This is a genomic window from Secundilactobacillus muriivasis (assembly GCF_054785195.1).
The window spans coordinates 1-12,704 of the sequence record NZ_BAABMI010000081.1 but is presented as its reverse complement, the minus strand read 5'-3'; the positions used below and the strand labels follow the sequence as shown (position 1 = coordinate 12,704).

11 protein-coding genes are annotated in these 12,704 nt (G+C 46.6%); 2 read left to right on the top strand and 9 right to left on the bottom strand.

From position 1 onward, the window contains the following. On the top strand, positions 1-182 hold a 182-nt coding region (locus tag ACYVR3_RS15200), incomplete at its 5' end, for a hypothetical protein (protein WP_461244906.1). Here the strand turns inward: ACYVR3_RS15200 and ACYVR3_RS15195 are convergent. From ACYVR3_RS15195 to ACYVR3_RS15180, 4 genes are all read right to left on the bottom strand, one after another. After that, positions 163-1,857 (bottom strand): oleate hydratase, encoded by a 1,695-nt coding sequence (locus tag ACYVR3_RS15195; RefSeq protein WP_461244905.1) that lies wholly within the window; start codon positions 1,855-1,857, stop codon positions 163-165. The genes ACYVR3_RS15200 and ACYVR3_RS15195 overlap by 20 nt on opposite strands. Before the next feature lie 209 nt (positions 1,858-2,066). Beyond that, entirely contained in the window at positions 2,067-2,672 is a 606-nt protein-coding gene (locus tag ACYVR3_RS15190) for a TetR/AcrR family transcriptional regulator (protein WP_461244904.1), read from the bottom strand. A gap of 185 nt (positions 2,673-2,857) precedes the next feature. Next, complete coding sequence (locus ACYVR3_RS15185) at positions 2,858-3,724, bottom strand: DegV family protein (protein WP_461244903.1); 867 nt, start codon at positions 3,722-3,724, stop codon at positions 2,858-2,860. Positions 3,725-3,824: 100 nt separating this feature from the next. Beyond that, on the bottom strand, positions 3,825-4,241 hold the full coding sequence (locus ACYVR3_RS15180) for a MarR family winged helix-turn-helix transcriptional regulator (RefSeq protein ID WP_082405179.1): 417 nt from the start codon (positions 4,239-4,241) through the stop codon (positions 3,825-3,827). Positions 4,242-4,488: 247 nt separating this feature from the next. Between ACYVR3_RS15180 and ACYVR3_RS15175 the strand changes: the two genes are divergently transcribed. Further along, positions 4,489-6,198: an NFACT RNA binding domain-containing protein gene (locus ACYVR3_RS15175; protein WP_054737481.1), complete on the top strand. Its 1,710-nt coding sequence runs from the start codon at positions 4,489-4,491 to the stop codon at positions 6,196-6,198. Positions 6,199-6,681: 483 nt separating this feature from the next. Here the strand turns inward: ACYVR3_RS15175 and ACYVR3_RS15170 are convergent, their stop codons facing one another. The 5 genes from ACYVR3_RS15170 to lspA all read right to left on the bottom strand — a co-directional run bounded on the left by ACYVR3_RS15170 (position 6,682) and on the right by lspA (position 12,393). Further along, positions 6,682-9,207, bottom strand: coding sequence for a carbamoyl phosphate synthase preATP-grasp domain-containing protein (locus ACYVR3_RS15170; protein WP_461244902.1), 2,526 nt, complete (start codon positions 9,205-9,207; stop codon positions 6,682-6,684). A gap of 5 nt (positions 9,208-9,212) precedes the next feature. Then, entirely contained in the window at positions 9,213-10,286 is a 1,074-nt protein-coding gene (locus ACYVR3_RS15165; protein ID WP_461244901.1) for a carbamoyl phosphate synthase small subunit, read from the bottom strand. Between the two features lie 33 nt (positions 10,287-10,319). Then, positions 10,320-10,856, bottom strand: a complete 537-nt coding sequence (pyrR, locus tag ACYVR3_RS15160) for a bifunctional pyr operon transcriptional regulator/uracil phosphoribosyltransferase PyrR (protein WP_054737496.1) — start codon at positions 10,854-10,856, stop codon at positions 10,320-10,322. 129 nt (positions 10,857-10,985) lie between these two features. Next, positions 10,986-11,939, bottom strand: a complete 954-nt coding sequence (locus ACYVR3_RS15155) for an RluA family pseudouridine synthase (RefSeq protein ID WP_461244900.1) — start codon at positions 11,937-11,939, stop codon at positions 10,986-10,988. Further along, positions 11,932-12,393 carry a signal peptidase II gene (lspA, locus tag ACYVR3_RS15150; RefSeq protein ID WP_461244907.1) on the bottom strand — a complete coding sequence of 154 codons (462 nt, stop codon included), beginning with the start codon at positions 12,391-12,393 and terminating at the stop codon, positions 11,932-11,934. Before lspA ends, ACYVR3_RS15155 begins: the two co-directional genes overlap by 8 nt. Positions 12,394-12,704: the final 311 nt, after the last annotated feature.

The window sequence follows — 12,704 nt, the reverse complement described above, 5'->3', positions numbered from 1 at the left end:
CGGCCCCACAGCAGGAACCTAGCCGCTTACCGGAATCGACAGTTCACGCAAATCAAACTTCACAAACTGAACAGAAGCATGCTTACACTGGACACAAACGTAACCAAAATAGCGTTCCAACTCATCATGAGTCGGAACGCTATTTTAATTCACATCAACTACTCAAGAAAACATCTTCTTAGTCGCCTTAGCCAACGTCTTCAAATCCTTATCATACCGTGGTGTATCAACTAACCGATCCATCGGAATGCCAGTAAAGTGGTAGGCCGCAATTTCACCAGAACGAACGGCACTTTGTTCGGTAAAAATCATCTGGTAAGGCTGTTCAGCAAACTCACCCGTGAAGGCCAAGTTGGTGCTGTGAGCCGGAATTACTTCCGGACGATCCGTCTTGGCTCGATTGTTAAATAACGCGCTCGCATACGGCATATAAACCGGAATATTGTTGATAATGCTATCCAAAATGGCCGACTTCTTATCCATAATATTACCTGGACCTGGATCAACTTTGGACAACTGACCAATTAATTCTTCGGCCATTTCCTTACCGGTCATTTCGATGTACGGTTTTTCAATGAATTCACCGTGACGCCGTGGGTATAGGAAGTAACCCCAGATAACAGATTCATTTGGCTTTTGCGTTGTAAAGTGAGGTTGGTGGTGCACCACGATCGACATATTGACGTCATTATGCCCTAATGGTGTAATTGGTCGAGTCGACAGGAACGAATTTAACGCATTCCCGGGAACCTGCGTTGTGATTCGCGTGATTTCATTCAGCAATAAGTGGTTCGACGTGGTTAACGTAAAGCTGACCCACTCACTGGCGTTTCGATCCGCGAAGAACTTATCGGGATTGCCTAAATTATAGAACCGTTCAGTGGCGCGCTTCCACAAACTTGCAGCTGCCCCATAATCCGGATTCTCTGGTGCGGGTGTGTCATAATCGCCAATAGTAGCGGAATCGGTAATTGAACCGTTCGTAAAGATAACGGCCGTTTGATCATCCACGGGTACCGTTTCGGTTTCATCCGTATCCACGTTTGTCATTTCCAAACCGGTGACAGTGATTTCATCTTGCATGGGCGTTTCTTTGAATTGCCAATCGGTTACCCGGCGGTTCATGACAAACTGACATCCCTGATCCTTCAAGTAGTTGATCAGCGGCAACATAATACTTTCATACTGGTTATACCGGGTCCGATTAACCCCCACTAAGTGTTCAATTTGCGTAAATTCATAAATCATCTGGTGCATATAACGACGAAGCTCTTGCGCCGAACTCTGCGTCCGGAACGCAAAAGTGGTTTCCCACATGTACCAAAAGTTAGTCTGAAAGATATGGGGATCATCTTTAAAGTACTCGGCAATCGAGACGTTGTCCAACCGAGTTTCTTCCTTGTCAGGCATCAAAACTAGTTTTGTTAACAATGAACGATCTTTACTGTTAAGACCCAGCTTGCCACCATCAATAATGCCTTTGCCACCTTGAAGTAACCGCGCCTTATCAAAGGTTCGGTGAGCGGCGTCAAATTCGTGCGTATCTTCTGCAGCCGTTAAGCCGGCTTCAGTTACGGATGGGACTCGACCGAGCAGATCCATTAGGTCAACGTAGGTCCGGTAGTTCAACATCCGCCCGCCTCGAGCGATGTACCCCCGAGTATTTTCCATTGGGTGATTGACATTCCAGTAATCGTCCTTTGCGTCATCCATTTCGCTACCATCGTTCGCACCGTGATCGTCTAGCGCATAAAACGTAATTTGATCACCGTGCCAGTGCGCTTCTTGAATTAAATAAACGGCGGCTGCCATATTGGACAGCCCAGCACCAATCATAATTGCCTTTGTTTTAACCATAAAGATGACCTCCCTGATAAACTAAGTTAATTAGTGGCGGTGATGATAAACCGCGCCACCCACGATGAGACCAGTCAGCAATAGGCTGGTCGTCAAGTGTCGAATGAGGTGTTGATGATGACGATGCTTCATGTTGATCACCCGCCTTGGTTGATATTTTGTTTACGCTTACATTATAAAATACAAGGCACTGTTGTGATATAGACAATCTAGTCGGTTTGTCCAAACTGGCTGAGCTGTTGCCCATTTTTCAGGGCTAATTCAACCGACCCGTTTAACATCAACTCAACTCGTTGAATCACGGTGGCTTTCGGTTCGGCCAAATCAGCGTTCAACCATTGCACAAACTGCATTACCAACGCCCAACCGTAAAAATTGGTAATCGCATCTTTTAAAAATGGCGCCACGTCTGGTTGAATATCCAGCACCACGCCTTCAACCATTTCACTGGAAATCGCGTAGAGCGACTGTTCAAGCAAGTCACGCCCAACCGATTGAAAAAGGTGGCGGCAAAACTGGCGATTATCAGCGATGTAATCTAAAGCGACGTCTAAGCCGCCTTGCCAAGTATTCAGTTGGCGGTAGTGGGCTAACTGATCTAAAACGTCATGCTGCAACGTCCACTCCAGCAGTGCGTAAATATCCTCAAAGTGATAGTAGAACGTATTGCGGGTTACATCAGCGCGTTGCGTCAGTAAATCGATGGTGACCTTGTTAAGTGGCATTGTCTCCAAAAGTGCTTTAAATGCCTGCGCTAGTTTTAACTTTGTATCGGTTGCGATACCAATCCCTCCCGTTATTACTTGATAGTTCAACTTATTATACCGCAAACCCCTGATCGACCTACAAGATAGCGCCTAAAGTTAACTACTTTATTACAAGTTATTAACGGCAACCTAAAAAACCACCTATGCAGTTTTGCATAGGTGGTTCAAATTAAACAATTGATAACTGGTGCCTAAAATAGGCGTCATCATTCAAATAATAGCAAACTTCTCATTTAAGCCTTGTCAGTATCCAACATCCAAGCCAACGCCAGGGATTTTTCACCTAAGTGCGTCCCGATGACTGGGCCGAAGTAGCCGCGTTCAATCGGAATATTGGGGAACTTGGTCTGAATCTGCTTCAACCAGTTTTCGCCACCCTCGGGGTCATTCCCATCGATCACAATGGCTCGAAGTGGATAGTCAACTTGATCCAACGCTTCTTGGAAAATATCTTCTACTCGAACTAAGGCCTTTTTACGTGACCGAACCTTTTCAAAAGCCACAATTTCATGGCTCGTTTCGTCGAAGGTTAAAAGTGGTTTGATCTTCAATAAGCTGCCGATGAAGGCTGACGCATTAGATAAACGACCGCCACGAACGAGGTTCTGCAAGTCATCCACGATGAAAACTTCATCAATGGTGGCTCGAACCGCGTCCAATCGCGCGATAATCTCATCCACTGTCGCATCCTTAGCTGCCATCTTAGCTGCTTCGATGGCCAAATAGCCCATCAACTTCACGGTAATTTGAGAATCATAGACCACCACGTGGGTGTTTTCTAGATGCTCATTGACTTGACGAAGTGAATTAACAAAACCCGAAATCGTGCTGGCCAAGTGAATACTAATAATGGTATCGTAACCGTCATCGCCCAATTGCTGGTAAAGCTGAATCATCTCACCCAGTGGTGGTTGTGACGTGCTAGGAAACGACTTTGAGGTCCGAAGTTTATCCCAAAAATCTTCCGTTGTAATATCGACACCTTCGTTGTAAGACCGTCCGTCAATAATGACTGGAATCGGGACAACGTGAATGTGGTATCGTTGACATTCTTCTGCTGACAAATAGCTGGTACTATCGGTAACCACAGCTATTTTCATCGCAAACACCCGTTTCTTTTTCAAATTTTAGCTTGATTAACATTCTAACAGTTTTTTGGAACAGTGTCCATTAGCGGCCCATGAGATTGTCTCGCCGTTCCTAATTAGCACGTTCAATACTGCGCGCTAATCGCTTTAACAAGATTTTCATCATCTGTTGCTCATCTTCTGGCCAGTAGTGAAAAACTGCGTCCGTTAGCGCGTCATAGTCATTATCAATATTGAGCAACGCCTCCTCGCCACTTGGCGTTAAGGCGTACTCTAATTGCCGGCGATCTTTACCGACTGCCGTTTTTGAAGTGAATTGTTTTTCGGTTAAGTTTTTTAACTGACGACTTAGCGTTGAATTATCCAATTGCATCGCTTCAGCCATGGCATCTTGTGTAATGACACCTTGTTTGATTTGGCGCAAGAGTTTCCACTCTGCAATCGTAACCCGATACTGTTTCGTCAGTTTACTCGTCCGACTCTGCAACGTCTTAGCAGCCACACTCAGATTCTCCAATATATCATCCATCGTCAGTCATCCCTTCATAATTAAAATCCTTAGTTGTATTATACATGTTGGCGCTTTAAAACGCTACGAGAACCCCAAACTTAACTCATGATGACAACGAAGTGCTAAAATTTAACTGTTTTTTACAATTCCATTCAGAATCAATAAAATGTCCAGACTAACTGCTTCTCTCTGTTCTGGGTATCTGCTATACTAGACTTTGTATGTCCCAAAAGAAAGTATTGAATAAACTTAAGGAAGTGAACACATGTCATTTGACGGTACGTTTACCCACGCGATGGTGACTGAACTTAACCAGCAGTTAGCCAGTGGTCGGGTGTCAAAAGTCAATCAGCCTTACGATAATGAAATTGTTCTGACGATTCGGGCTAATCGAAAGAGTCACCCCCTACTGTTATCAGCTAACCCCACCTTCGCCCGGCTGCAAACCACAGCCATTCCCTACGTTAACCCGGTAACGCCAACTAACTTTACCATGATGATGCGTAAATACCTGAGTGGCGCAATTTTGACTGGTATCAGCCAAGCACAAAATGACCGGGTCGTTCACTTGGATTTCACCAGTCGTAACGAGTTAGGTGATCAGGTCGCGCTGCGATTGATCATTGAAATCATGGCCCGGCACAGTAACGTCATGCTGGTCGATACCGCAACGATGACGATTTTGGATACCATTAAACACGTTGGGAGTGACCAAAATCGTTACCGGACGCTATTGCCTGGCGGTCACTATATCAACCCACCAAAACAGGATCTGCTGAACCCATTTGATGGCCCGGATGATCAACTTACCGCATTGGTTCAACAATATCCTAACGAAGCGGTACTCGCACAACAACTCCGGCAACGTTATCAAGGACTCGGTAAAGATACGGCGTTAGCACTCGCTCGTCATTTGCACCAATCAACCGACTACGAGGCGTTGTTTCGAGAATTCTTCGCGCGCTTTGACCATCCAGAGCCAACGTTGACGGTCAACGAAAACGGCAAAACTGAATTTTCCGCCTTTCCATACAATCAACCAGAAACGACTCAACAATCATTCGATACATTAAGTGAACTCTTAGACTTCTACTATCAGGACCGTGCCGAGCGAGACCGCGTCCAGCAACAAGGAAGTACCTTGATTCACGTTGTCCGTAATGAGTTGAAGAAGAATAAAACGAAACTCAAAAAGTTGCAGGCGAGTCTTGATTCAGCTGAAAACGCGGATGACTTCCGAATTAAGGGTGAGTTACTCACCACCTACTTATCACAAGTCACTCGTGGCATGACCAGCATTGAACTGCCGAACTTCTACGATGAGATGAAACCACTTAAAATCAGCCTCTCGAATCAAATTAGCCCGTCGCAAAACGCGCAGAAGTATTTTAAAAAGTACAACAAGCTTAAAGCGTCGGTCAAATACGTCACGGAACAAATGACGATCACTCAAGCTGAAGTGAACTATCTGGAAAACATCGCTACTCAAATCGAATTAGCAGCGCCAAAAGACCTGACCGATATTAAGTTGGAGCTACAACAAGGCGGTTACTTACGCGATCACGAACACCGGCGGAACGCTAAGAAGAAGCGGCAACCAATCTCTAAACCGGAACAGTTCGTGGCCAGTGATGGCACCCCAATCGAAGTTGGTAAAAACAACTTGCAAAACGAAAAACTAACCTTACACAGTGCGGCTAAAACCGACGTTTGGTTGCATGTGAAGGACATGCCGGGCTCTCACGTCATTATTCATGATAATGCGCCATCTGACGAAACGCTGTTGGAGGCGGCTAACATTGCGGCCTACTACTCTAAAGCCCGTCAGTCGAGCTCGGTGCCGGTTGACTATGTTCAAGTCAAGCGCATCAAGAAACCCAACGGTACTAAACCTGGTTACGTAATTTATGAGGGTCAAAAGACCTTGTTTGTAACGCCTGATCGTGCTGAAGTTGAATCACATCTTAAAAAATAGGTTGTTTACTGCAACTCAATTACGAAAGAGCTACGAAAGCCTTGGGGAAGATCTCTCCAGGGCTTTTTGCTGTCGTTTGTGTCCAGCGTAAGTGTTGGGTGCGCTTTGGGTGTTGGCTGTTTGTCATCGCTTCGCTCTCCAAAGCCGCATTGAAAAGCGCTCGTTCAGGCTACAAAATTCGGCGCCACTTAAACTGTCATTTCTAGGGTTCCTGAAGTTGTAGAAACTTGTCAACCACGCGCTTTCTGGCCACCACGCCGAATGGTGCTGCGCGAGACTGAGAGCTGCATGTAAGGTGAGTCCAGTAAACCCGCCAAGCCCGGGCGCCTTCACCGGACTCACCTTACACACTGCTCTCAACCCGTCTCGCTCCGCACACTTACGCTGGACACAAACGACAATAAAGACGACCAAAAGGCCACCGTTCGAACGGTGGCCTTTTTGCTATATACAAACTGTTAATTTAATGAACGGGTACGCACGCTATTCATCCGCACTCAACGCCGCATCAACCCCAAACGTAATCGAGGCCCCAACTTCTTGAGTCGTTAACCCAAGTCGTTCGGTCAGTTGCAGTTGCTTGAACGGGAACGTACCACGGACAAGCGCCGCCCGATCAGAACGAATATCCAGCGGTAATTTTTGAATCAGTGATTCATCAATTTCGCCTAACGCTTGGCGCACCAGCATCCGAACCCAGTTAATACCGGTCACCTTATTCAAAAAAGCAATCGTCGTTAACCGACTTGGTCGAATCCCAGCGAACTTGGGCTCACCATTTCGGTCAATCGTGTACAACATCTGCACGACCCCAGTTCGATGATGGACGCTCAAATAGTTGTTGGCATGGTTCAGGATGCGATCCAGCTGCCCATCGTTCAACGTTGCCGGTGTTTTCGTGACTGTAATTTGATCAAAAGTGGTGGCCATGCCCTGATCTGATTTAAGATCACTCGCCAAAATCGGTACAATGTGTTCCTTGGTGACGAACAAATCTAGCCCAACTTCAGCATGGTCACTGACCAAATCACTTCGTTTCTCCTGATCTGGCGGCAAAACAGCAACCGGTAACTCACGCTTTCGCAGTTCCCGGGTTAAATAGTGGCGGTTTCCAGGTACAAAAATCAGCACCGGCTTTTCAAGTGCTACCACATTCAGCACGTCACCTAACTGAACGGGATCAATGATTTGTTTATCCGTCAGTAACGGACTCAGTGACCCCGCATTCGGATTGGTGTTCATAATAACCGTTCGATAACCGGAACGCCGCAACTGCTTTAGCATTTCAGTTGTAAAGTAGTCAGCCGACGCGTTAGGTCCCAATTGGTTACCGCCCCGTCCCAAAACAAGCACCGTTTTATCGGATAACTGAGTTGCTTCGTTCTCCGTTTCAAACGTACTGTAGTAACTTGATGGCGTTTGGATCAACTCGCCAGCACTAGGTTCGATGCCCTTATATGTCGGTAAAATCAAGTTGGATTTGCCAATTTCGCGGACCGTATCAATATCGGTGTGCCAAATTCGCGCAATCATACCATCACCAAAGCCATAATAACGGCCACGCTTAAGTTGCTCAGCTGATAGTGGTGCGGCCTTAATATCCTCTTCGATTTCAAGAATATGCTTAAGCTTATCAAAGTAGAAGGCATCAATTTTAGTCAGTTCAGTCAGTTCATCGACCTGATAACCGCGCCGCAACGCTTCAATCAGCACCAAAATGCGACTGGAAAGCGGATGGATCAGTCGTGAAATAATTTGTGAATCAGTCAAATCACTCATCGAAGGGAGTTCATCTTGCGGACTAAATTGCGACGAACGCAACGCCTTTAAAATGGCCTCTTCGGTGCTTCGACCGACTCCAACAGTTGACCCAACTGATTTCATCACCGTGTTTAAATGCTGATCAGCCTCTGGCACGTCCTCAAACGGCCAGATTGGGATTCGCACGATCACGTGGTCTAAGGTTGGTTCCAGCAACGCCGATTGCCGGAATTCGTAGTTATCCGGCAACCGAACATCCGTCACTTTTTGATTCAAATACAAATTAGCTGCCACGTACGCAATCGGATATCCGGTCGCGTAGGCAGCTAGCGACGATCCCCGATCATTGTATGGGGTAACTTTAGTCACGTAATACCGATCCAAATTAGCGTGCAACGCAAAGTGCGTATGCACGACCCCCGTAAAGCCAAACTGATCGTTAATCGCAAAAGCGGCATCCCGCAACTCTTCGTACTCCGTGTTGCTGAGCGTCAACGTTGGGACCACCACCATCGAATCGCCGGAGTGGGTCCCAATTGGGTCAATGTTTTCCAGTCCCGCAATCAAGACCTGTGTCCCCATAACGTCTCGAACCGTCACTAACTCAATTTCCTTATAACCCACAATACTTTGTTCGATCACACACTGTTTAAAGCGTGACCAACGAAAGCCTCGCGTGACAGCGCCAATCAAATCGGCCTCATTATCACATAAGATTCGGTTAGTATCGATTTTCGGTGCAATTGGCTTCACGATGACTGGGTAACCGATCTGAGCGGCAACGTTCACGGCTTCATCCAACGTGCCCACCGTTTCCGACGCAATGACCGGTGACCCCATGTGCGCTAACACTGCGTTGATTCGTTCCGGGTTATTCACATCCATCAAGGACTGTCCTGGAATCCCCAACACCTGACAGCCGTTATCACTTAGAACCCCAGTTTCTTGCAATTCTTGAATGACGCTAATCGCCAAAACGCCACCTACCGTGGGTAGAATGGCGTCCGGTTGTTCTTTTTCGATGATTCGTTGGACGTTTTCAGCTGTCACCGTTTGAATAAACATATTGGTGGGCTGAACACTCTCTAACGCCGCTGAAAAAGGATTATTATCAATTAACAGGGGCCGAACACCCATTTTTTTAAAGGCTTGAATGATTTGAACGCAGGCTGCATCCAGTTCAGTTTCGTGGCCAATTTCAGTGGGACCCCCACCGATAATCAGCACTTTTTGAATGGCATTATCCATCGACATTAAGCCTCCCGTGTTCCCATAATTTCCATAAATTCGTCAAATAAATCAACCGAATCATTTGGTCCAGGCGCGCCGTCTGGGAAAAACTGAACGGAAAACGCCGGATAATCCCGGTGCCGTAATCCCTGTACGCTCCCATCAATAATATCAACGTAGGTTGTAATGAGTCGGTCTCGATTAATAGACTCAGGATCCACCACGTACTCTTGACCTTCCATGGCGTAAATAATCTCATTCGTGATAATTTTACGAATTGGGTGATTAGCACCGTGATGCGCCACTGGCAAGGCTTTAACCTCCGACCCATTAGCAAGTGCAAACAGTTCGTGGCCCAAGCCAATCGCAAACAACGGAATGCGTTCTTGAATCACCCGAATCATTTCCAAAACGCTTTCCGGGAGGTCCAATGGTGACCCCGGACCGGTCGATAAAATGACCCCATCTGGATCCAAGTTGATCACGGATTGGGCATCGGTGTCCCAAGGCAGTACGGTCACGTTACAGTTGCGGCGTGACAGTTGCCGTAAAATTCCATGTTTGAGGCCAAAATCAATCACGACGACATTATCACCCTGGTTCGGGTTCGGGTACGGTCTCGGTGTTGCAACCTGAGCCACTTGTTGATTGGTCAATACCGTCGCGTGTAATTGATCAAATGCATGATCATCGGCAACGTCCACGATACTCCCCTTCATGGTTCCTTTTTGCTGAATCAGTCGAACCAAGTGTCGGGTATCAATACCACTGATTCCCGGAATATTATGTTGTTTTAAAAACTGATCGAGCGACAAAGACCGTTGGCGGTTTTTAGAAATCGCCGACACATCCCGGACAACCATGCCCTTCGCCGTCGGTAAAATTGATTCATAACCATCGTGTGCGATCCCAATGCTCCCGATAATTGGCTGCGAGAACACAATGATCTGGTTATGGTACACCTGATTCGTGACAATTTCTTGATAACCCAGCATGCTGGTATTGAAGACTAATTCACCAGTCGTCGTTGCACCAGCACCGAAGCCTTCACCCGCAAATGCCGAGCCGTCTTCTAAAATTAAAAATCGTTGTGTCATCTGCCATCAATCCAATCTCTGTTACAGTCGATACTATCTATCAATGATTTCGACGCTATCATGCCCATCAATTTCCGTCACCGCAACGCGAATCCGTTCGCTTTGAGAACTCGGAATGTTTTTGCCGACAAAGTCTGCTCGAATCGGGAGTTCTCGGTGGCCACGATCAACTAAAACCGCTAAGTTAATTTGTTTTGGTCGGCCAAGGTCCATAATGGCACTCATTGCTGCCCGAATCGTTCGACCGGTGTAAAGCACGTCGTCCACTAAAATCACCTTCTTGTCAGTTAACGGAAAGTCGATTTTAGAAACCGTAACTTGCGGATCATTTTCGGTGCTATCGTGTTCGATATCATCCCGGTATTTGGTCACGTCGAGTTCACCAACTGGTACCGTGGCATTTTCTAACTGCTTTAAGCGATTGGCGATGCGTTGGGCCAAGTAAATGCCCCGGGTCTTAATGCCCAAAATGACAAGGCCATCGATCCCCTTATTGTGTTCAATAATTTCGTAAGTGATCCGGGTCAAGGCCCGTTGCATTGCCATTGCGTCTACAACTACTTTGGTCATGAGTTGCCTCCTAGTTTATTTTTAAATGAATGGCTGATTAGTGGCATCTTGCCCTAATCGCGTAATACTGAATGATTGCATTAGCTTTAGAATAGGTAATTTAACAGGGGTTGTCAACTAGCCACTCGACTAAAGGGATTCGTTTTCATCCCACCCCGGTTTAACGACTGTATACCCGGGATGCTGTGACCGTAGTCGTTTGATCACCTGTTTGAAATCGGATGGAAGCGGCGTTTCAAACACAAGCTGCTTACCACTGACCGGATGTTTGAACCCTAGTTTCCGGGCATGTAAAAATTGCCCCGAACCACTGATTGTTTTCCGTGGCCCGTAAAGTGGATCACCCGCAAGCGGATGGCCAATCGATTTCATATGCACCCGAATCTGATGCGTCCGTCCCGTTTCCAGCCAGCAGGAGATCAACGTATAATCGCCATAGCGTTCCAACACCTGATAATGTGTCACCGCATGTCGCCCATCGGCAACGATGGCCTGCCGCTTTCGATCCTTTAACGATCGGCCAATTGGGGCGTCAATCGTGCCGGTATCATCCTTAAGATTACCGTGAACCAACGCCAGATACTCTCGTAAATTCGTCTTATCCTTTAGCTGTTGCGCTAAACTACGGTGCGCGTGATCATTCTTGGCGACCATCAATAATCCTGAAGTATCCTTGTCGATTCGATGAACGATTCCGGGTCGAAAAGTACCGTTAATCGTTGAAAGTGGTGAATGATAAAGTAACGCATTCACGAGTGTGTGGTCTGGATGGCCAGGAGACGGATGCACCACCATCCCGGCTGGCTTGTCGACCACGATCACGTCATCGTCTTCGTAAACAATATCAAGTGGGATATTTTCCGGTTCCAAATCTAAAGCTACTGGATCCGGAATCGTTACCGTCACTTTGTCACCCGCTTGCACCTTATACTTCGGCTTTTCAAGCTGATCGTTAACCAGCACGCGCTGTTCATCGATCGCGTTTTTGAGTTGCGAGCGACTCTGTTCGGGCATCAGTTCCGATAATACTTTGTCTAATCGGCCACTTTGAGTTGTGATCTGATATTCATGAACTTCAGGCATGGGTCTTCGCCTCCGATTGGTCATCAAATAACAACGCCAACATCAGACAAATGACACCAATGGTGAGACACGAATCCGCAAAGTTAAAGATGGGAAACGAGATAAAGTCCAATTGGAACATATCGACCACGAACCCGTTCATCAGCCGATCAATAAAATTGCCAATCGTACCGGCAATCATAAAGGCGATTCCAACTTCATAGTGCCAGTTATGCCGAAAACGCACAAAAAACCAAATCAACACAGCTAATGCCGCAATTGAAATAATATAAAAGAACCACTGTTGCCCTGCCAGCATACTCCATGCGGCACCATCATTTCGAAGATAAGTCAGTGACAGCACGTTGGGGATCACCGAATGAGTTGCCCCTAGCGCCAATGATGCGACGATTGCGTGTTTGATCCACTGATCAACGATCACTAAGCCCACGATGAGCAGTGTATATAAGCCAATTAACAAATGTTGTCGCTCCCTTATTCTGTCATGATGACCAGCATCAATTGCTGATCACAATCCCAGTGTGTATTACTATCCATTATACCAAAGAATTTGGATGGCTAAAACGAAAAGTCGCTTAGGTTTCAAGAAACTTCGGAGAACTACGTTAGGACTTTTTACTGTCGTTTGTGTCCAGCGTAAGTATGTTTAGTTTGTGAAGTTCAGTGATTCTGGTTTTCTGATAGTGGGAGAATGCCGCGGGAGGCTCCGGCGCTATGCGAGGCTGGAACGCAGTGGCGGGCCTACGAGCTAGGAATGGGCAAAAA

Bases quoted from the DNA above. Each gene is read 5' to 3' on its own strand.
- ACYVR3_RS15195 (WP_461244905.1), bottom strand. From the start codon at position 1,857: ATGGTTAAAACAAAGGCAATTATGATTGGTGCTGGGCTGTCCAATATG.
- ACYVR3_RS15185 (WP_461244903.1), bottom strand. From the start codon at position 3,724: ATGAAAATAGCTGTGGTTACCGATAGTACCAGCTATTTGTCAGCAGAA.
- ACYVR3_RS15180 (WP_082405179.1), bottom strand. From the start codon at position 4,241: ATGGATGATATATTGGAGAATCTGAGTGTGGCTGCTAAGACGTTGCAG.
- ACYVR3_RS15175 (WP_054737481.1), top strand. From the start codon at position 4,489: ATGTCATTTGACGGTACGTTTACCCACGCGATGGTGACTGAACTTAAC.
- ACYVR3_RS15170 (WP_461244902.1), bottom strand. From the start codon at position 9,207: ATGGATAATGCCATTCAAAAAGTGCTGATTATCGGTGGGGGTCCCACT.
- ACYVR3_RS15165 (WP_461244901.1), bottom strand. From the start codon at position 10,286: ATGACACAACGATTTTTAATTTTAGAAGACGGCTCGGCATTTGCGGGT.
- pyrR (WP_054737496.1), bottom strand. From the start codon at position 10,856: ATGACCAAAGTAGTTGTAGACGCAATGGCAATGCAACGGGCCTTGACC.
- ACYVR3_RS15155 (WP_461244900.1), bottom strand. From the start codon at position 11,939: ATGCCTGAAGTTCATGAATATCAGATCACAACTCAAAGTGGCCGATTA.